The sequence below is a fragment of the Pontibacter sp. BAB1700 genome (assembly GCF_000277005.1).
Taxonomy (GTDB): domain Bacteria; phylum Bacteroidota; class Bacteroidia; order Cytophagales; family Hymenobacteraceae; genus Pontibacter; species Pontibacter lucknowensis.
Genome location: NZ_AKIS01000053.1, coordinates 1 through 18,675, shown reverse-complemented (window position 1 = coordinate 18,675; position 18,675 = coordinate 1). Strand labels below are relative to the sequence as shown.

Annotated in this window: 18 protein-coding genes and 4 pseudogenes; 15 read left to right on the top strand and 7 right to left on the bottom strand. The window is 51.3% G+C overall.

The annotated features are described in order from the left end of the window. Nucleotides 1-61: 61 nt before the first annotated feature. The 13 genes and pseudogenes from O71_RS27120 to O71_RS07285 form a co-directional block, all read left to right on the top strand. Nucleotides 62-355: pseudogene (locus O71_RS27120) on the top strand (ABC transporter permease); the annotation flags it as partial. Nucleotides 356-388: 33 nt separating this feature from the next. Beyond that, nucleotides 389-2,080 (top strand): FtsX-like permease family protein, encoded by a 1,692-nt coding sequence (locus tag O71_RS07320; RefSeq protein WP_369750893.1) that lies wholly within the window; start codon nt 389-391, stop codon nt 2,078-2,080. 117 nt (nt 2,081-2,197) lie between these two features. Next, nucleotides 2,198-3,424 carry a hypothetical protein gene (locus O71_RS07315; protein WP_007654902.1) on the top strand — a complete coding sequence of 409 codons (1,227 nt, stop codon included), beginning with the start codon at nt 2,198-2,200 and terminating at the stop codon, nt 3,422-3,424. 3 nt (nt 3,425-3,427) lie between these two features. After that, complete coding sequence (locus tag O71_RS07310) at nt 3,428-3,880, top strand: DoxX family protein (RefSeq protein ID WP_007654901.1); 453 nt, start codon at nt 3,428-3,430, stop codon at nt 3,878-3,880. 23 nt (nt 3,881-3,903) lie between these two features. Continuing rightward, nucleotides 3,904-4,463 (top strand): annotated as a pseudogene (locus O71_RS27115) (peptidase M61); the annotation flags it as partial. A 54-nt stretch (nt 4,464-4,517) separates the two neighbouring features. After that, nucleotides 4,518-5,774 (top strand): peptidase M61, encoded by a 1,257-nt coding sequence (locus O71_RS07305; protein ID WP_369750892.1) that lies wholly within the window; start codon nt 4,518-4,520, stop codon nt 5,772-5,774. Between the two features lie 194 nt (nt 5,775-5,968). After that, nucleotides 5,969-7,942 (top strand): TonB-dependent receptor, encoded by a 1,974-nt coding sequence (locus O71_RS07300; RefSeq protein WP_237717752.1) that lies wholly within the window; start codon nt 5,969-5,971, stop codon nt 7,940-7,942. Then, the gene (locus O71_RS25375) at nt 7,911-8,249 is read left to right on the top strand and encodes a hypothetical protein (protein ID WP_237717751.1); all 339 of its coding nucleotides are present in this window, start codon (nt 7,911-7,913) and stop codon (nt 8,247-8,249) included. The genes O71_RS07300 and O71_RS25375 overlap by 32 nt, the downstream gene beginning before the upstream one ends. Further along, a complete protein-coding gene (locus tag O71_RS22595; protein ID WP_071530853.1) occupies nt 8,249-8,629 on the top strand; it encodes a DUF4249 family protein in 381 nt (126 codons plus the stop codon). Before O71_RS25375 ends, O71_RS22595 begins: the two co-directional genes overlap by 1 nt. Continuing rightward, complete coding sequence (locus O71_RS07295; RefSeq protein ID WP_192811647.1) at nt 8,587-9,063, top strand: DUF4249 family protein; 477 nt, start codon at nt 8,587-8,589, stop codon at nt 9,061-9,063. The genes O71_RS22595 and O71_RS07295 overlap by 43 nt, the downstream gene beginning before the upstream one ends. An 8-nt stretch (nt 9,064-9,071) precedes the next feature. After that, nucleotides 9,072-9,377, top strand: coding sequence for a hypothetical protein (locus tag O71_RS07290; protein WP_007654895.1), 306 nt, complete (start codon nt 9,072-9,074; stop codon nt 9,375-9,377). Beyond that, nucleotides 9,374-9,541: a hypothetical protein gene (locus tag O71_RS23760; RefSeq protein ID WP_155800673.1), complete on the top strand. Its 168-nt coding sequence runs from the start codon at nt 9,374-9,376 to the stop codon at nt 9,539-9,541. Before O71_RS07290 ends, O71_RS23760 begins: the two co-directional genes overlap by 4 nt. Then, nucleotides 9,541-9,837 (top strand): CPBP family glutamic-type intramembrane protease, encoded by a 297-nt coding sequence (locus tag O71_RS07285; protein WP_007654894.1) that lies wholly within the window; start codon nt 9,541-9,543, stop codon nt 9,835-9,837. Before O71_RS23760 ends, O71_RS07285 begins: the two co-directional genes overlap by 1 nt. 79 nt (nt 9,838-9,916) lie before the next feature. Here the strand turns inward: O71_RS07285 and O71_RS07280 are convergent. The 4 genes and pseudogenes from O71_RS07280 to O71_RS07265 form a co-directional block, all read right to left on the bottom strand. Continuing rightward, a pseudogene (locus O71_RS07280) lies at nt 9,917-10,728 on the bottom strand (purine-nucleoside phosphorylase). 221 nt (nt 10,729-10,949) lie between these two features. Continuing rightward, on the bottom strand, nt 10,950-12,713 hold the full coding sequence (gene sppA / locus O71_RS07275; RefSeq protein WP_007654884.1) for a signal peptide peptidase SppA: 1,764 nt from the start codon (nt 12,711-12,713) through the stop codon (nt 10,950-10,952). Between the two features lie 470 nt (nt 12,714-13,183). Continuing rightward, the gene (locus tag O71_RS07270) at nt 13,184-14,452 is read right to left on the bottom strand and encodes a replication-associated recombination protein A (RefSeq protein WP_007654882.1); all 1,269 of its coding nucleotides are present in this window, start codon (nt 14,450-14,452) and stop codon (nt 13,184-13,186) included. Nucleotides 14,453-14,584: 132 nt separating this feature from the next. Then, nucleotides 14,585-15,751 carry an AI-2E family transporter gene (locus tag O71_RS07265; RefSeq protein WP_051017724.1) on the bottom strand — a complete coding sequence of 389 codons (1,167 nt, stop codon included), beginning with the start codon at nt 15,749-15,751 and terminating at the stop codon, nt 14,585-14,587. A gap of 81 nt (nt 15,752-15,832) precedes the next feature. On the opposite strand from O71_RS07265, the gene O71_RS07260 reads away from it, so the two are divergent. Continuing rightward, a complete protein-coding gene (locus tag O71_RS07260; protein ID WP_007654877.1) occupies nt 15,833-16,735 on the top strand; it encodes a DMT family transporter in 903 nt (300 codons plus the stop codon). Here the strand turns inward: O71_RS07260 and O71_RS07255 are convergent. Further along, complete coding sequence (locus O71_RS07255) at nt 16,732-17,238, bottom strand: hypothetical protein (protein ID WP_155800671.1); 507 nt, start codon at nt 17,236-17,238, stop codon at nt 16,732-16,734. The two genes, O71_RS07260 and O71_RS07255, sit on opposite strands and share 4 nt — an antisense overlap. A gap of 19 nt (nt 17,239-17,257) precedes the next feature. Beyond that, on the bottom strand, nt 17,258-17,782 hold the full coding sequence (locus tag O71_RS07250; RefSeq protein WP_007654874.1) for a GNAT family N-acetyltransferase: 525 nt from the start codon (nt 17,780-17,782) through the stop codon (nt 17,258-17,260). Between the two features lie 225 nt (nt 17,783-18,007). Between O71_RS07250 and O71_RS22590 the strand changes: the two genes are divergently transcribed. Next, the gene (locus tag O71_RS22590; RefSeq protein WP_192811646.1) at nt 18,008-18,277 is read left to right on the top strand and encodes a glycine zipper domain-containing protein; all 270 of its coding nucleotides are present in this window, start codon (nt 18,008-18,010) and stop codon (nt 18,275-18,277) included. Nucleotides 18,278-18,483: 206 nt separating this feature from the next. Here the strand turns inward: O71_RS22590 and O71_RS24245 are convergent. Next, nucleotides 18,484-18,675: pseudogene (locus O71_RS24245) on the bottom strand (ATP-dependent helicase); the annotation flags it as partial.

Below are 18,675 nucleotides of genomic sequence, written 5' to 3'. Positions count from 1 at the left end.
GTTAAAAAGAAAATGCCCTTACTGTAGGCATTTCCTACGCTGACAGTTAAATTTTTTCAAAGTACTACGCCTTTTCCCTTTGTACGCTGGCGATCCCGCTACTGCCCTGCAAAACCCATTTTCAGTAGTAGTGACCGAAGAGTTGGCCCGAAAGTATTTTGGCAGTGCCGACTCTGCACTAGGCAAACCACTTACTTATATCGCCAGTACTTTCCTGGTGACGGGGGTAATCTCACACCCACGGCCGTCACACTTACAGATCGACGCTGTCTTCCCATTACACTTTGACACCAACACAGAATACATGTTGAACCAGTGGCAGATGGTGGGTGGCTATACCTATCTGAAACTATTTAAAGCTGAGCAGGCGGGCGCGTTAACGTCAAAAATGCCGGAACTGTACAACCGGAAAGCAAAGCCAAACCAACAGATGGATGGTATCGCTGTTACCGGGTACAACATTCAACCCATTACGGACGCTTACCTGGATAAAGACCTGGAGTATCCGGTTGGAGATGTAGGCAATATTACCTACATCTATATCTTCAGTGTCATAGCGGTGTTTATCCTGCTCATCGCAACCATCAATTACATTAATCTAGCCACAGCACGGTCTGCCAAACGCTCTAAGGAAGTGGGCCTTCGCAAAACAATCGGAGCCAGCCGCAGTCAGCTGGTCAAGCAGTTTTTAGCTGAGTCTTTCATGCTTACCCTGATTGCTGTTGTAGTGGCGCTCTCTATAGTAGAGTTAATACTCCCGTTGTTCAACAGCCTGACCGAAAGAAGTATTGACACCATCTTTATCCTAAAGCCCGAAGTAGGCTTTTTCATACTCGGCATTGTCGTTTTTGTAGGCTTTATGGCAGGTGGATATCCGGCCTTATACCTGTCAGGCTACAAGCCGGTTGAAGCCCTCAAGGCAAATGCTACCCCCAATAGCGGCAACGCCAGGCTTCGCAAGGCTTTAGTCGTGCTGCAGTTTACCATATCCCTCATCCTGATAATAGGCACTGTGGTGGTGTATAACCAGATGCAACACTTAAAGGGTGTGCATCTTGGCTTTCAGAAAGAGCAGGTCATTTCAGTTAAAATACCATCTATCGGCTGGGTGAGGCAGAAGGAAAAACTGGCGCTCCTCAAGAAGGAGATGCTTGAGTTACCACAAGTTGCTTATACCTCCAGTGCCCAGCAACTGCCAGGTGAAGATGCCCTTGTCTCTGACTTTCAGGTGGAGATTAACCACAAGATGGTCACGCGGACAATTAACCATATTGGCGTGGATTACTCCTACATAGATCTGATGGGCATAAAGCTAGCCGAAGGGCGCGGGCATTTACGGGAAATTCGCTCCGACGAAACACACAGCTACCTTATAAATGAAGCTGCTGCCAGAGAGTTCGGCTGGACAGATGCATTGGATAAACGCATTAAACTCCCCGACGATACGCTCACCAGCAAAGTGATCGGCGTGGTAAAAGACTTCAACTATAAATCACTGCATAGCAAGATTGAGCCACTCATTATCCGATTGGAGCCGCACTTCGGGAGGTTGCTGACGCGTGTAAATACCGAGGCTGATCTTTCTGCCACCTTAGCGGATATGGATAAGGTATGGAAGAAACACTTCCCCGAATTTCCGATGGATTACCAGTTTCTGGACGAGAGTTTTCAGCAGCAGTACCGTGCCGAAGAGAAAATGCTGATCATCTTTACATATTTCACTATCCTGACTATTGTCATTGCCTGCCTGGGTTTGTTTGGGTTGTCAGCTTACATGGCCGAGCAACGCACAAAGGAAATAGGTATCAGGATCGTGCTCGGATCATCGGTGTCAGAAATTGTGCTACTACTCTCCAGAAGCTTTGCGCTCTTGGTTCTTATTGCGATAGTAATGGCTATACCTATTGCCTGGTTTAGCATGGATAAGTGGTTGCAAAACTTTGCGTACCGCATCGAGATTAGCTGGTGGGTATTTGTGACAACTGGATTAGCCGCCATGACGATAGCGTTAGCCACAGTCAGTTATCAGGCCATGAAGGCAGCACTGGCAGACCCCATAAGGGCCCTGCGCACGGAGTAATTTAATTGAGTTTGTGTTTGTATTGTTAATTGAAGGTGAATTTCAGCGGGTCATCAAAAAAAGATACCCGCTGAAGCATCCTTTACCCAACAAAATGCATCATTAAAAATAAAAACTATGACAAAGCCATCTACTATCTTTTTTGCTTCACTTGCCGCTGGCGTCCTGAGCATGCTTGACCTGCGCCCTGCCGCCTCTACCAGTCTGCGCCTTATTACCGGTGTGGAAATAATGCAGCAGGACACCGTGAAGGCAAAGAAGAAAAACAGCAATGTCCGGATACAGGTAGGCGGCAAAGCAAAAGGCGGGAAGGATGGAGAGCAGGTATACATTAATACAGATAACAACAAACGGGAAGAACTAAAACGCCAGGGGACAGTTACCCTCACCGATGACCTGAAAGACATCAAAAGCATCTCCCCGAACGGCTACCTGAAGTACATGCGCTCTGTTAATGATGATACGAAGCGGCTCGAGATCACAAGCGACGCGAACGGCAACCTGAACCGCACTTACACAGAGAATGGCAAGAAGGTAGCTTACGAACCGTCAGGCAGAGAGTGGCTGCAGCAGATAATGCCAGACCTGATGGCAAACACCGGCATAGGTATAGCCGAGTTGGTAAAAGACCTTTATGGTAAAGCAGGTGCGAAAGGAGTACTTGCTGAGGCGGAAAAAGCAGGTAGTGAGCATGCGAAGATGCGCTTCGTGCATCAACTGTACCAGCAACCTGGCCTGAAGCCTGCTGATGTGAAACAATCCCTGCAGTTTGTGGACAAGCACGTGACTTCTGACTATGAGCGTCGCAAAGCCTTGGGCACGGTTACCGCTGCACATCTGAAAAACAAGGACGTGGTGAGCAGCTATCTGCAGGTGAGCGGCAAGATCAGTGCTGACTATGAGCGACGCAAGGCATTGCTTTATTTGCTGGAGACGCCGGATCTGAGCAAAGAGAGCATGGCCATGGCGCTGGAGCAGACGGGCAAAATATCCTCTGACTACGAAAAAGCCAAAGTGCTGCAGCAACTGGCCAAACAGCCTGAATTCATCCAGCACAACTACAAACCGGCTTTCTCTATCATCGACAAATTTTCGTCAGACTATGAGAAGGCAAAAATTATTAACGCTATAGTAAAAAACCACAAATTGTCGCAGGCCCAGTATAAAGAGCTGCTGCCGGTTGTAAGCCGCATAAGCTCCGACTACGAAAAGGGCAAAGTGCTACGCAACATTGCCAGTGCTATACCTGCCGACAATAAAGATCTGCGTGCGGAAGTGGAGAAAGCAGCCAATACCATTGGCTCCGATTATGAGAAAAACAAAGTCATCAGTGCTCTCAGGTAACCTATGACAAGGAACGCTTTCACTTTTTTTCGTCGTCACAAAGCCTATGGGGTGGTGTTCCTGCGTTTTGCAATGGGTGTTTTTCTGATCTATGGCGTACAGGATAACGTGTTTAGTTGGGAGCGTATGCTCGAGTTCCGGGATTTTCTGCAGTCACATGGGGTGCCCTACCCACTGGTGGCCGCTCATCTTTCGGTCTATACCCAATTTCTGATTGGCCTGATGCTCCTGCTTGGTTGGGGTGTGCGGATAGCGGGCCTGTTGCTGATCATCAATTTCACGGCTGCCATTTTGATCGTACACATCGGGCAGTCCTTTCCGCAGTACTATCCGGCAGCTGAGCTTATTTTCGCAGGTTTCTTTTACCTGTTGAACGGTGCCGGTCCCCTTTCTGTCGATTCTTTTTTAGAGAAAAGGCAAGTACAAACCCAAAAGCAGCCCGTGACCGTTAACTAGGTTGTTAACTCGCGTCCGCAAACATGAAATTAACCAAAACGATCCTGCTCCTGCTGCTCAGCCTTCATTTCAGCTGTTCCTCAGTTGCCACTCAGTCAAGTTCTGAACCTCGCTATGCCGTTACCATCGACCTGACGCAGGTTAAAAGTGATAAGGTACAGGTAAGCCTGCGCCCACCGGCCATCAAGCAGGGCGAGGCCATTTATAACATGCCCAAGATCGTGCCCGGCACCTACTCCGTATCAGACTTCGGCAAGTTCGTGTCGGAGTTTCAGGCGCTGGACAAGCAGGCAAGCCGCTGCCTGTGGAGCGAATTGACACCAACCGCTGGCGCATCACACAGGCCCAGAATCTGGACAGAATCACCTATTGGGTTGACGATACATTTGATGCCGAAAGAAGGCAGGATGTGGTGTTTGAGCCGGGCGGCACCAACATCGAAGAAGACAAGAACTTTCTGCTCAACCCGTTTGGCTTCGTGGGTTATTTCGACGGACTAAAGCAGGTACCTTATGAACTCACTGTTACAAAACCTGCCGGTTTTTATGGTTCCACGGCACTGCAGGCTACGTCCAGCACAGCTACTGCCGACACCTATACTGTGCCCAATTACGTAGAGCTGGCCGACTCGCCGCTGATGTATAATCAACCTGACACGACGGTACTGAATTTGGGTGGGACTGAGGTGCTCGTATCCGTATACTCCCCTACCGGCCGGGTGACATCCAAGCCTATCGCCGACAACATCCGCGACATACTCGAAGCACAGCGCAGCTACCTTGGCGGTACCCTGCCAGTCGACAAGTATGCCTTTCTGATCTATGTGCCGGAGCGACCGGGCAAGTCGGGTTCTTATGGTGCATTGGAGCACTCCAACTCTTCCGTTTACTACCTGCCAGAAATGCCGGAGGAGCGCTTCAACAGTACCATGCGCGATGTAGCCGCCCACGAGTTCTTTCACATCGTGACACCGCTATCCATTCAATCCGAAGAAATCCACGACTTTGACTTCATCAACCCCCGCATGTCGAAGCACCTCTGGCTGTATGAGGGTGTTACGGAGTATTTTGCTTCGCATGTGCAGGTGCATGAAGGCCTGATTTCGGTAGACGAGTTCATGCAGAAGATCCGGGAGTACATTTTCAACTCCATGGCTTTTAACGATACCCTGCCTTTCACGGAGATGAGTGCCAAAGTGCTGGACGAGTACGAAAATCAGTATGGCAACGTGTACCAGAAGGGAGCTTTGATCGGGATGGCGCTGGATATACAGCTGCGCGACCTGTCAGATGGCAAGTATGGTCTGGTAGACCTGATGCAGGATCTGGCCAAAACCTACGGCAAAGGCCGCCCTTTCAAAGACGACGAGCTGTTTGACAAGATCGCCGAACTCACCTACCCGGAGATGCGCACCTTCTTCGCCCGCTATGTGGAGGGCAGTGAGCCGCTGCCTTTAGGAGAATTGTTCAACAAAGTAGGTGTCAAATACGAGCCTGTTTCAGTGCAGCTGGTCAATTCCTACGGGGGTTTTGTGCCAGGCTATGACCTCGAAGCCGACAAGATCACGGTGGCTGAGGCGGATGATATGGATGAATTCGGGCAGCAAATGGGATTCAGGGAAGGAGACCAACTGCTGGCTTTCAACGGCAGAGAGATTACGCCCATGAACATCCGCGACATCATAGGCGAAGAACTGCAACAGGCCAAGCCGGGCAGCAAAATAGAGATCACCGTAGGACGCAAAGACGCAAAGGGCAATGTGAAACCTAAAAAACTCACAGGAAAAGTGACCGCTGTCAAACGGGAAGTACTGCACCTGCTAGAGCCGGTTGCCTCTCCATCAGAGCGACAGCTTCGCCTGCGTGCCTCCTGGCTAAATGATACCATGCCTTAAGAATCCCTCCCCCGAAAGGAACATTTTGGAAATCGCGCTGTTTCATTAAAAAATATTCTCCTAATGACGATCCGATAAGGGGCGTTTTTCTGGGGCGGATCAGGTTATTTGTGTGTACCTTTGTGCCTGATTCTCAAAGCCCCCGGTTTTAATTTTAGTTAGATGCGCTTACCAGCTTTTGCTGTATACATTATTTGTCTACTCAGTTTCCTTGCCCTGATGTGTTTGCGCAGAGCACCTACACCATTAGTGGCTACGTTCGGGGCACCGGCAGCGAAGATGCCCTGATAGGGGCTACCGTATCGGTTCCCGAGCTTCGTATCGGTGCTGCAACGGATGCCCGTGGTTTCTATACCCTGCAACTGCCCGAAGGCAGCCATACCTTGCAGGCCACTTACATCGGCTACGAAACTGCTACCCGCACCATCGAGGTCACTGACCGGGACCTAACCATCAATTTTGCTTTATTGCCAGCCAACAGCCAGTTGCGCGAGGTCGTGATCGAAGCCAATTCGCTCCAGCAGAAACTCAATGCCAACCGGATGAGTGTCGAAACGCTGACGACAAGGGAGGCAAAGCTCCTGCCGGCCATCTTCGGCGAGGTTGACCTGATCAAGGCGCTGCAACTGAAGCCTGGTGTGCAATCAGGTGGCGAAGGAGCCTCAGGCCTGTATGTACGCGGTGGCGGTCCTGACCAGAACCTGGTATTGCTCGATGACGCCGTCGTCTACAACGCCTCCCACTTGTTTGGTTTCTTCTCCGTGTTCAACCCGGATGCGGTTGAAAGTGTGGAGCTGTACAAAGGGGGCTTCCCGGCGCAGTTTGGTGGCAGACTGTCGTCGGTGGTGGATGTGAAAATGCGTGAAGGAAATAAGGAGCGTATCGGCGTAACCGGTGGCATCGGCCTGATTGCTTCACGCCTGACCGTGGATGGCCCTATTGTGAAAGATAAATCCTCGTTTGTTCTCTCCGGACGCCGTACCTATTTTGATGTCTTCACCCGCCAGATCAACCGGATACAGGAAGGCAAAGAAGACTTCAATCCTATACCTGACTACTACTTCTACGACCTCAACGGCAAGGCTAACTACAAGCTGGGCGAGAAAGACGAACTGTTTCTGAGCGGCTATTTTGGGCGCGACTTCTTCGGGTTTAACGACACGGATTTTCAGTTTGGTTTCGACTGGGGGAATAAGGTAGGGGCTTTGCGCTGGCAGCACAAGTTCAACCCGCGCTTCCAGGTAAACACAACGCTTTCGGGCAGCAGCTACCAGTACAATGTCAGCAATAAGATCGATGTATTCAGTTTTAACCTGACTTCTGATATCCGTGATATTGCCCTCAAAACCGACTTTAGCCTGATCCTGGACAAGGGCCATACCTTGCAATTCGGTGCCATGGCCACCCGGCACAACTTCACCATCGGCCGCCTTAACTTCGACTCAGACGATGACCGCATCAGCTTTGGGGCTGGCAATGACTACGAAGCCACGGAAGCCGCTGCTTATGTGGCGGATGACTTTCAGGTAAATGCGCAGCTTTCACTTAATTATGGCCTGCGTGTGTCGGCCTTCAGCAGTGGAGGCAAGACTTATGGTGCCTTTGAGCCACGTGCCTCTGCCAGGTATAGCCTCAGCGAGAACACCTCTCTGAAGGCCAGCTATGCCAGCATGATGCAGTACATCCACCTGGTAGCCAACTCCGGCGCATCGCTACCAACCGACATCTGGTATCCAAGCAATGACTACGTAAAGCCGCAGCGCTCCCAACAAGTGGCCGCAGGTATAAGCCACCTCTTCGGCGGTGGCCGTTACATGGTTACCAACGAACTGTACTATAAGTGGATGCACCGCCAGATCGACTTCCGCGACGGGGCCAATCTGTTTGTGAATGATAACCTGGAAGAGGAGTTTCTGTTCGGCAAGGGCGAGAGTTACGGCAATGAGGTATACCTCGAAAAGATAAAAGGACGCACCACCGGCTGGGTAGGCTATACCTTGTCGTGGAGTTACCGCCAGTTCGACGACATCAACGAGGGACGCCGCTTCCCGACCCGCTACGACCGCCGCCATGATCTGAGTGTGGTGGTGCTGCATGAGTTGAGCAAGCGCATCAGCCTCACCGGCGCTTTTGTGTATGGCACCGGCAACGCTATTCACTGCCTGTAGCCCGCTTCGCCTTTCAGGATGTGCAGGCAAAAGTGCTACGGTGGTGCCTGTGTACAGCGACCGCAACAGCTTCCGACTGGATGCATTCCACCGACTGGACCTGGGCCTGGTACTCAAGCTGAAGCCCAAACGTGGCGAGGCCGACCTGACCTTCAATGCCTACAACGCCTATAACCGTCGCAATCCATACTTTGTGTATTTTGAGCAGGTGAAGGACGAAGACGACAACGAAACGCTCGGTTTTCGGGCCAAGCAGGTGTCGCTCTTCCCGGTTATACCTTCTGTTACCTATAATTTCAAGTTCTGATGAAGACCAGACGAGCGATCTATACCTTGTTGCTGCCCCTACTCTTTTTGCTGCTATCCTGTGACATGGAGCAGGAAGTGGAGATTAAGTTGCCCCCTTACGAATCACAACTAGTAGTTGAATGCTACCTGGAACCCGGCAAGCCCCTTCGGGCCGTTGTGCTGGAGAGTGTGAGTTACTTCAACGAACCCGAGTTGCCGCTTGTGCCCGATGCGGAAGTGTTCATCACCCACCAGGCAGAACGATCAAATTGCCTTTCAGCCCCATTCAAAACAAGGCGACGGGCAAGTACTATACTCATCGCAAAAATGAGAAGCTCAACCTGCAACCCGGTGATGTGCTTACGCTGGAGGTCAAAGATAAGAAAGGTCGTCACGTGACCGGCACTACCACCGTCATGGGTCAGGTTCCGATTGAGGCTGTGGAGTGGAAGTTCAATGAAAGCAACAAGGCCTATCTGCTCACTTCTTACCAGGACGACCCGGATGCCGCGAACTATTACCGCTACATGGTGCACCGCGACAGCCTGTCCAACTCCTCTCAGCGGGATTTCGTATCCAGTGACCAGCTTACCAATGGCCAGCGCGTATCCTATGGGTCAGGCTATGATTACGAAGAGGGCGATACATTGATCGTGTCGCTGTTTCACATCGAGAAGCAGTACTACGACTTTCTGAGCTCTATTTCGGATGCACGCAGGGCCAACGGAAACCCATTTGCCCAGCCTTCGCGCATTGTGTCTTCAGTGAAGGGAGGCATCGGCATCTTCACAAATCTCTCCTATAACCGCAAAACGGTCGTAATTGAGAAGTAAAACAAACGATGGAAGCACCTTTACCTCCTGACCGGGTTAGAGAGAACCCAAGCCCTCGTCCAAAAGAAACCGCACTGGCCTTCTGGCGTTTTCTGAAAGCCCCTAAACAGCTGGAGGCGCTGCACCAAAAGCCTGAGGAAGTATGGAGGCCGCTGCTGCAACTGTTCGTACTCAAGTTCATCCTGAGCCTGGGTATAGCAGCCATCATATTTGGCCTGATCAAGCTGATGGGTTACAACCCATTCGCGAGTCATCGCATGGGCCGTTTCCTGGAGGAAAACAACCCCCTGCTGGTGCTATTGGCTGTAGCGTGATCAGTCCTGCCATTGAGGAATTCTTCTTTCGTGCCCCCTTGCGCTACACCCGCATGCGGCTATTTGTAGCTTTCCTGACCATCATTTTTTTTATACTCCCTACCCTGCTCGAGATGCTGCAGATCAGCACACTCCTGAGCGCCCTGATCTGGCTTGTGGCCTGATGCTGGCCATATGGGTGGTACTATCGGATATGCGTGCCTGGTATTTGAGGCGGCTCTGGGAAAAGCGTTTCCCAACGGTGTTTTATACCTTCACGATCGTATTTGGCATGGTGCACCTGGCCAACTATGAAAACCTGCACCTGCCCATCGCCCTTATACCTTTACTCGTGGTGCCGCAGTTTATTGGTGCCCTTTTCTGGGGTTACATCCGTCTCCGCTTCAGCCTGACCTGGGCAATCGTATCGCACGGCTTGTTTAATGCAGTGCTGCTCGCTATTGCCTACCTGACCATGTAAAATACTGTAAACAAGCAGGGGCAGCCATCTGGCCGCCCCTGCTTGTTCTTTTAAGTGCTGTCGCACCTGTGCTCGGCTATTACTGCTGACGCACCAGCTCTTTGATCAGCATGGTCATGCGTGGCTCAGCTATCGCGGCGGCTTCCAGAATATCCGCCAGGATCACTTTCTTGATGCGATCCGGTGTACCCATGTCAGTGATTACCGAAATACCGAAGATCTTCATGCCCATGTGGCGGGCAGCAATGGCCTCCGGCACGGTGGACATACCTACGGCATCAGCCCGATGCGGGCGATGTAGCTATACTCAGCTAGTGTTTCCAGCATTGGTCCTGGTACACTGGCGTATACGCCTTCCTGCAACGTGAAGCCGGCATCTTCAGCGATGACCATGGCCTGGCGTACCATTTTCTCATCATACACTTCGCTCATGTCCGGGAAGCGAGGTCCCAGTTCGTCCAGGTTCGGACCGATCAGCGGGTTAGATGGCTGCAGGTTGATATGGTCGGTGATCACCATCAGGTCGGAGGTGTTGAAGGCAGGGTTCAGACCGCCACTGGCATTGGAAATAAAAAGCTTCTGCACGCCCAGCAGTTTCATGACACGCACCGGGTGCACCACCTGGTTCATGGTATAGCCTTCGTAGTAATGGAAGCGTCCCTGCATCACAATCACACGACGACCGGCCAGCTTACCGAAAGCCAGGCGACCGGAGTGACTCTCCACCGTTGAAACCGGGAAGTGCGGAATGTCAGCGTAGTTGAGGCTATACTCTATTTCAATCTCTTTGATCAAAGCGCCCAAGCCCGTGCCCAGGATAATGCCAAACTCCGGTTGAAAGTTGCCTGTCTGGTCCTGTATGTAAGAGGCGGACTCTCGTAATTGCTGCATCATATCGTTCATCGTTTTATGTTCTTTGTTTTTGGTCTGCGAAATAGCTCATTTAATCTGATAGAATAAATGACTTATGTCATGTGCTTCCTTAAGCTATTACCTTGTTCTCATCCGCAATTTGCAAAAAATGGCTTGGACCTGAAACAAAAAGCCCACTGGTTTACACCAGCGGGCTTCCGGGTATTTTATCAACAGCAGGTAGTAGCCTGCCATCGCTGTTATTGGATTGTCAGTTCATATGGCATGCGGGTCTGGATACCCTGCATGTTCTCTACCTTCTTGTACATCTTGTACACAGGGTATAGTTGACCAAGTTCGGCCTTTACGGCACGCTCTTTTACCTGCGAACCAGCTTCTCCGAACATCTCTTCAAAGAAAGTCTTACGGCGCGGCAGTTCTTTGATGCGATAGTCATCTTCTATACCTACACGGGCAGCGGCAATCTCGATGGCTTTTTCCAGACCACCATGCACGTCCACCAGGTTGCGTTCTTTTGCTTCTATACCTGACCACACGCGGCCTGAAGCAAATTCCTTCAGCTGGTCCTGTGACATGCCGCGTCCGTCGGCTGCTTTCTGTGTGAACACTTCATAGATTTTGTTGATCTCACGCTGCACGATCTCTTTCTCAAACGGTGTCATGGCGCGGGTTACAGTCGGTAAGTCAGAGTGTTTGCCTGTGCTTACACGATCCACTGTGATGCCTAACTTGTTCTTGAAGAAGTTCTCGAAATTCGGCACGATGCCAAACACACCGATACTACCTGTGATAGTGTTCGGGTGCGCCACGATCGTATCGCAGCCCATAGCCATGTAGTAACCGCCAGAGGCAGCCATGTCTGACATAGAAGCGATGACAGGCTTCACCTTGCGGGTCTCCTGAATCTCGCGCCACATGACGTCAGAGGCCAGTGCGCTACCGCCCGGTGAGTTGATGCGCAGTACAACAGCCTTCACGTTCTTGTCCATGCGGGCATTACGAAGAGCCTCAGCGAAGCGCATGCTGCCAATTTCATCATCGCCGCCTTCACCGTCCACAATGTCGCCTTCGGCGTAGATCACAGCGATACGGTTTTTAGCAGAACCGCTCTTCTCAGTGTCTTTCACTTTCTTGTACTTACCAAGACTCACCAGCTGCAGTTTCTTGTCTTTATCCACACCCATCTGCTCTTTCATGTAGTCGATGGCCTCGTCATAGTAACCAATATCGGTTGCCAGACCATGGGTTTTGGCGTCTTCAGCTTCACGAACGAGTACTTCATCAGACACTTTTTTCAGTTCCTCGTAAGTTTTGCCACGTGCCTCCGCAATTTTGCGCAATTGGTAGTCGTTGATTGAGTTCAGGAACGAGGTCATCTGCTCACGGTTAGCATCGCTCATCTTGTCCAGGAAGAAAGGCTCTACCGCACTCTTGAACTCACCTACTTTGAAGATAGTCGGCTCAATGTCCAGCTTCTCCAGTGTACCTTTGAAGAAGAACACCTCAGAGCTGATGCCGTTGAACTCCAGTGTACCCATCGGGTTCAGGTAAATTTTATCAGCCACAGAAGACAGGTAATAAGCCTTTTCGTTGGTCATATCGCCATAGGACACGATGAACTTTCCAGACTCTTTGAAGTCAATCAGTTCGTTGCGTATTTCTTCGAGTTTGCCCATACCGGCATCCACAAAGCGCATATTCAGGAAGATGCCTTTTACGTTATCATCTGTTTTGGCGCGACGAATAGAAGCTTTGATCTGATCAAGACCATCATTGCTGTTCATCGAAAAGAAGCCGATAGAGAAATCGCCAAAGGGATTCTCCTGCTCACGCTCTACAATAGACTTATCAAGCTTGAGCTCCAGAACCGAGTTTTCGGTTACGGTGACATCGCCTTTGGAAGCTGATGCCGCAATGATGCCTACCATGATCAGCAAGCCCAGGAAGAAGAATATGAACAGGCCAAGAATGGTAGCCAGCACATATCTGAGGAAATTCAGCATAGGTTCTATTTAATGTTTAGGTTCTGTTTTTAAGTACCGGGAAATACAGGTCCCTGCATACAATAAACAAAAATAGCGCTTAAAGTTCAATACTAGTCCCCAACAAACAGCAATCTCGACCAATCGGTCCATTTCATAGACTAACCTAATTGTTGGATTGTTTATGGTTGATTGGTTGAGTTGTTGATTGCTGGTTGATGATTGTTGTTTATACACAAGTTGGCAGTATTCCCCGCATGATTGCCAGTACACAATTGGACAAGTCGCAACCCAATGCCGTCAGCTTAAGGAATATCGCTTCTAACCTGTCATCTCGACGAAAGGAGAGATCTGGATCTCTCAAAGCCTAAGCAATACTTCAGATTTCTCCCTTCGGTCGAAATGACAAAAAAGCTTAAGTTGACAGCACTGGGAAGCGAGCGTGGTGTTCATCCCTTTATACCTCCTAAACTCTCAAACTCCCAAACTGACTAATATCGATACTTCTTCCCCCACTGCGCCTGCAGTTGCTTGAGCATTTCGCGCTCACGGGTGTTGTTGCCGGGCTGGTAAAGGGCGGTGTTGCTGAGCTCCTGCGGCATGAACTCCTGCTGCACGAAGTTGCCTTCGTAGTCGTGGGCGTATTTGTAGTTGTTGCCGTAGCCAATCTCCTTCATCAGCTTGGTCGGGGCGTTGCGGATGTGCAGCGGCACTGGCAGATTGCCGGTTTGCTGCACCAGCTGTCGGGCCTGCTTGATGGCTTTGTAGGAGGCGTTGCTCTTGGGTGAGGTGGCCAGGTAGATGGTGCACTGCGAAAGAATGATCTCCGCTTCCGGATACCCGATCATCTGCACCGCCTGAAAGCAGTTGGTCGCCATGAGCAGTGCGTTGGCATTCGCCAGACCGATGTCCTCCGAAGCGGCGATCAGCAAACGACGGGCGATAAATTTAGGGTCTTCGCCGCCCTCGATCATGCGGGCCAGCCAGTAAACCGCCGCATTAGGGTCAGAGCCGCGGATGGACTTGATGAAAGCCGACACCAGGTCGTAGTGCATCTCTCCGGACTTGTCGTACATCACGATGTTCTGTTGGGCTACCTGCTTCACCAAATCATTGGTCACCACTACTTCGTCGGCTTTTATACCTTCAGCCACGATCTCGAGCAGGTTGAGCAATTTGCGGGCATCACCGCCTGATATGGTCAGCAGTGCCTCGTACTCTTCTATTCGCACCTTGCGGTGGCGCATCCATTCGTCCTGCTCCAGGGCCTTGTCCACCAGCTCGATCAGTTCGTCTTTGGTGAGGTGCTTGAGAATGTATACCTGGCAGCGCGACAGCAAGGCCGATATCACCTCGAAAGACGGATTCTCGGTCGTGGCGCCCACCAAAGTCACTGTGCCTTTCTCTACAGCCCCCAGCAAAGCGTCCTGCTGGGATTTATTAAAGCGATGAATCTCGTCTATGAACAGCACTGTACCCTGCCGCTTTTTGGCCTGATCGATCACTTCGCGGATGTCCTTCACACCAGAGTTAATGGCACTCAAGGCCACGAAAGGCACCTTCATCTGGTTGGCGATGATGTTGGCCAGGGTAGTTTTGCCCACGCCCGGAGGTCCCCACAGAATCATGCTCGGTATCACGCCGCCTTCTATGTAGCGGCGCAGGATGCCGTCTGGCCCTACCAGGTGTTTTTGTCCGTAATATTGATCGAGGTTGTGCGGCCGCAGGCGCTCGGCCAAAGGTATGTTCGGGTGATTCATCTGCTCTTATCTTTCTCAGGATTCGGTCTAAACAAAGTTACGAATTAGAAGGCAAAGCAGGAAGGTATAAAACATGCGCTATACCTGTGGCCACCTGTCGATCCACCATTTTACCGCTACCTGTGCTATACCTTAGCCTTTTCGCTTCTCCTCTTCCCCTTCGTGCGGCGGCTCTATGTCGTTTTCCTCCTCCAGTTTACGCCGGACGGCTTTGGTGTCCCAACGCAGCACAGGTATAGCCATGGGACTCAAGCCCGGCCGCTCGTCCCCGAAGAGCACACCCCACTGCTTAAACTGGTCGGTACGATCGAACACCACTTTGAGCATGGCAATAATGGGCAGCGACAGAAACATACCGGTTATACCTGCGATCTCCCCACCCACGATCACACCCACAATGGTGGCCAATGCATTGATCTTCACTTTAGATCCCACAATACGGGGCATCAGGATGTTGTTATCCAGAAACTGTACCGCCGCAATCGTTCCCAGCACAGCCAGCACCGGCCACAGTTCCTCTGATGATGCCAGTGTGAGCAGCACCCCAATGATGTTGCCCAGCAGTGCTCCCACGTAAGGTATCAGGTTCAGAAAGGCGAAGATCACCCCGATCAGCAGGGCGTGTTTGATCCCGATGATCATGAGGAGACCACCTAGCAGCACGGTCATGTAGGTGATCTGTATGAGTAGTCCGAACAGGTAGCTTTTGATGATGACCTGCATTTCGCTCAGCGTTTCCTCCACCTTCTCGTGCCGCTCACGCGGGAACCAGAGGAACACGAAGCGCAACAACAGGTTTTTGTAGAACAGCAGCAGGAAGATGTAGATGGGCAGCAGACCAATGAACACCACCGTACCTGTCACGCCACCAGCCACACCGCCCAGCAGGTTACCCGCATAGGTGAGCAGGTTGTTGCTCTGCTCTTTTATGAAACTGGTCTGCTCTGCTGTCGAAAAAGGCGTTTTGCTGCCGATCCACTCACTCAGGGCGGTCAGGTGTTTCATCACGTTTTTCTGGATCATCGGGAAGTCCTCTATCAGCACCCGCATCTGGGAAGAAAAGAACCAGATGATGCCCCCCAGCACAACGATCAGCGTGAGCAGACTGATACCGATGGCCACGGCATCGGGGAAGTTTCGCTGTTTAAAGAAGCGATAAATGGGCAGCAACATGATGCTGATAAAGAAAGCGACCAGCAGTGGGGCGAGCAGGTCGCGGCCCAGCACAATGATCCAGCCCAGAAAAAAGAGGCCCATTACCTCGATGGCCCTGCGGACCGTAAGCGGCATTTGATTCATGCAAAAATGTGGTTTGAGCGTACTGGTTTTAATTGCCTCTCCTTATACGGTACAAACCGAATAAGCACGTAATTTTGCAGCATGAATAAACAGGTACAGGTGCATGCCTCGCTTTTTCTGGTGGCACTGATCTATGGTAGTAATTACAGCATCGCCAAAGAGGTGATGCCGGAATATGTCGGCCCTTTCGGTCTGATTCTGATCCGGGTGGTTTCGGCGGCGCTGTTCTTTGGCATATTTGCCCGGCTGGTGGTGAAAGAGAAAATTGTGGGACGTGCCGATAATATCCGCGTGATCCTCTGTGGCGTGACAGGTGTGGCCGTGAACCAGCTGTGCTTCTTCGCAGGTTTGAACCTTACCGCTCCTATCAATGCGGCGCTTCTGATGGTGATCGTGCCGGTGGTGGTGCTTGTGTTTTCGGCCCTGCTGCTGCGGGAGCGTATCGGGAGGCGCAAGGTTTCAGGTATAGCCCTGGCCTGTGCGGGTGCTTTTCTGCTCATCTATACCTCCCGTGGAGAGCAGGCTACAGGCAACATGTGGGGTGACCTGCTTATCATTCTGAACGCTACTTCCTTTGGCCTATACCTGGTGCTGGTGAAGCCACTCATGCAGCGGTACCAGGCCATCACGATTGTGAGCCGCATTTTCACCGTGGGAGCCGTGCTGGTGATTCCGTTCGGCTGGCAGCAGTTGCTTAGTCCTGACTACAGCGCTTTTCCAATGTCGATCTGGCTGGCTATTCTGTTCATGGTGTTTGCCGTTACCATCATCGCTTACCTGCTCAATACCTGGGCGCTACGCTACGCCAACCCCTCGCTCGTAGGCGCCTACATTTACCTGCAGCCGGTCATGGCTATCTTAATCGCGGTTGCGGTGGGGAAAGACGTATTCACGCTGGAAAAGGCATTCTACGCGCTCCTGATCTTTGCCGGGGTGTATCTGGTGAGCCGAACGAAGCAACATGCCGTGCAGCAAGCTGCTTAAGGCATGTAAGTATCTTCGACTAGGTCGGCAGTAGTGTGTGAAACAGGCAAGCGGCGCAGCAAGCTGTACTGGAAGTCCACAGTGTCGCTTTGCACGGGTTGGGCATGCATGACCGTGATGCTGTCACCTTCATGCAGTGTATAGTAGAAGTTGCCTCGTCCGGCCCACCAGCCGCCACAGGCTGACAGCGCCTGGCGCGGCACCCCGAATGAGGTATACATCTGCGGAGCGATGACGGAGCAGGTATACACCGTGTCAAGCACGTGCTGCATCTCCACCTGGCTCAGGTATACCACCGCCAGTGGGTTGTCCTCGTCAGCGCTTTGGATCTCCTCGCACTGCAGGTCGGCTTTCACCCAGCTGTTTGGGTCAGATACTGCGACTTCCTGATCGATCCGCTCGTACTGCTCTTCCTCTTTTTGGTTGCAGGCTACGAGTGTGAATAAGCAGAAGGCAAATAAGAGGCGAAGCTTCATGTGGTGGAGCGGCTTTGTCGAACTCAAAGGTATAAAGAGAATCACTTCAGGCAATATCTCTTTTCATCACGACCATGCCGCGGTATATTTCCTTCATCTGCTCAAAGTCGAGCTCGTCGGTGCCCCATCTCACAAAACCGTTCTGTTCATAGAAGTCAACAGAGCGACTGCTGTCCATGGCTTTGAGCCAGATTACGCTCTTATTGCTTTCCAGCGCATACTGCACTGCAAAATCCACCGCCCACTTACCTATGCCTATACCGGAGGCACGATCTACCAGGTATAGCCGTTCGAGCTCAAGGCATTCGGCATCCGTGTAACCTTCCAGTGCCTTGTCTTTGTTGAACTTCATAAACCCAACCGGTTCGTCCTTGTAATGGATAAGGAAATAGGCGGCATTGGGATCGGCCATGTCATCGCGCAGGGCCTCCTCTGTAAAGCAGCGCTCCACATACCAGGCGCCTCCGTCGTGCCAGAGGTAAGTATAGTGGTCGTTGTAAGCTTCTACGGCTATGTCCCGCAATTCGGTCAGGTCGGCAAGTGTACAGGGCGTGATGGCTATGTCGGTCATGGAAAATCAGAGATAGAAATTGCTCAGACCAATATACTGCACAGACGCCGCTTTTGTGCAGACTAATCGCTGAAATTTCTTTCAAATACCATCACTCCTCTTTCCATCTTAGCAGAATTGCACCGCTATGACAATCTGAAATTGCACTGATTTTGTGCACACAACAAACAATGACTCAATAAAAAGCGTATAATACTCGCTTAAATTCAACTAGTTATGAAACACATGAGAATATTTTCATTTGCCATATTATCAGCATTTCTACTAGGTAGTTGTGCTGGTTCCGATAACTGGAGCAGTAAAAAGAAAGGCGCCGTGATAGGCGGCACGGCTGGTGCAGCTACAGGCGCTGCAGTAGGTGGCACATCAGGTGCCGTAATTGGCGGTGCGGCCGGCACAGTGGCCGGTGGTGCCATTGGCCGTAAGAAAGATAAAAAGAAGGAACGTAAACGAAATCGGGATAACCGCGAAAACCGGGAGCAGTTGCAGCGGTAGGATATAACATACCTGTCTTAAAGGATAAAACGGCTATCGGTATCTCCGATAGCCGTTTTGTGTTCAGGCTCATAGCTCCACCTACCCTCTAACAGCACTTATCTTGCGTTCTCACCTGGCTTTTGCCCACTCGTGTTATAGCACGTGAGTTTCTGCAGCAGCTCTTCTGACACTCACAGGTCTGGAAGACACTGTGAGTTCTAAGCTTACCTCCTCCCCCGTTTTCCTTTGCCTCTTTTGCCTGAACCTTTGCGCTTGTCATTTTTGGCTGACGAAGATGCCGCTGCTTCCATAAAATCCTGCGCTGTGAGCGGGTATGGGTGCTGGTCCACCGCAGGTATAGCCTTGCCGGTGAGGTTCTGGATGGCGATCAGTAGAGGCGTTTCGCTGGCGCCGCA

Bases quoted from the DNA above. Each gene is read 5' to 3' on its own strand.
- O71_RS07320 (WP_369750893.1), top strand. From the start codon at position 389: ATGCCGGAACTGTACAACCGGAAAGCAAAGCCAAACCAACAGATGGAT.
- O71_RS07315 (WP_007654902.1), top strand. From the start codon at position 2,198: ATGACAAAGCCATCTACTATCTTTTTTGCTTCACTTGCCGCTGGCGTC.
- O71_RS07310 (WP_007654901.1), top strand. From the start codon at position 3,428: ATGACAAGGAACGCTTTCACTTTTTTTCGTCGTCACAAAGCCTATGGG.
- O71_RS07305 (WP_369750892.1), top strand. From the start codon at position 4,518: ATGTATAATCAACCTGACACGACGGTACTGAATTTGGGTGGGACTGAG.
- O71_RS25375 (WP_237717751.1), top strand. From the start codon at position 7,911: ATGGCACCGGCAACGCTATTCACTGCCTGTAGCCCGCTTCGCCTTTCA.
- O71_RS22595 (WP_071530853.1), top strand. From the start codon at position 8,249: ATGAAGACCAGACGAGCGATCTATACCTTGTTGCTGCCCCTACTCTTT.
- O71_RS07290 (WP_007654895.1), top strand. From the start codon at position 9,072: ATGGAAGCACCTTTACCTCCTGACCGGGTTAGAGAGAACCCAAGCCCT.
- O71_RS07285 (WP_007654894.1), top strand. From the start codon at position 9,541: ATGCTGGCCATATGGGTGGTACTATCGGATATGCGTGCCTGGTATTTG.
- sppA (WP_007654884.1), bottom strand. From the start codon at position 12,713: ATGCTGAATTTCCTCAGATATGTGCTGGCTACCATTCTTGGCCTGTTC.
- O71_RS07270 (WP_007654882.1), bottom strand. From the start codon at position 14,452: ATGAATCACCCGAACATACCTTTGGCCGAGCGCCTGCGGCCGCACAAC.
- O71_RS07265 (WP_051017724.1), bottom strand. From the start codon at position 15,751: ATGAATCAAATGCCGCTTACGGTCCGCAGGGCCATCGAGGTAATGGGC.
- O71_RS07260 (WP_007654877.1), top strand. From the start codon at position 15,833: ATGAATAAACAGGTACAGGTGCATGCCTCGCTTTTTCTGGTGGCACTG.
- O71_RS07250 (WP_007654874.1), bottom strand. From the start codon at position 17,782: ATGACCGACATAGCCATCACGCCCTGTACACTTGCCGACCTGACCGAA.
- O71_RS22590 (WP_192811646.1), top strand. From the start codon at position 18,008: ATGAGAATATTTTCATTTGCCATATTATCAGCATTTCTACTAGGTAGT.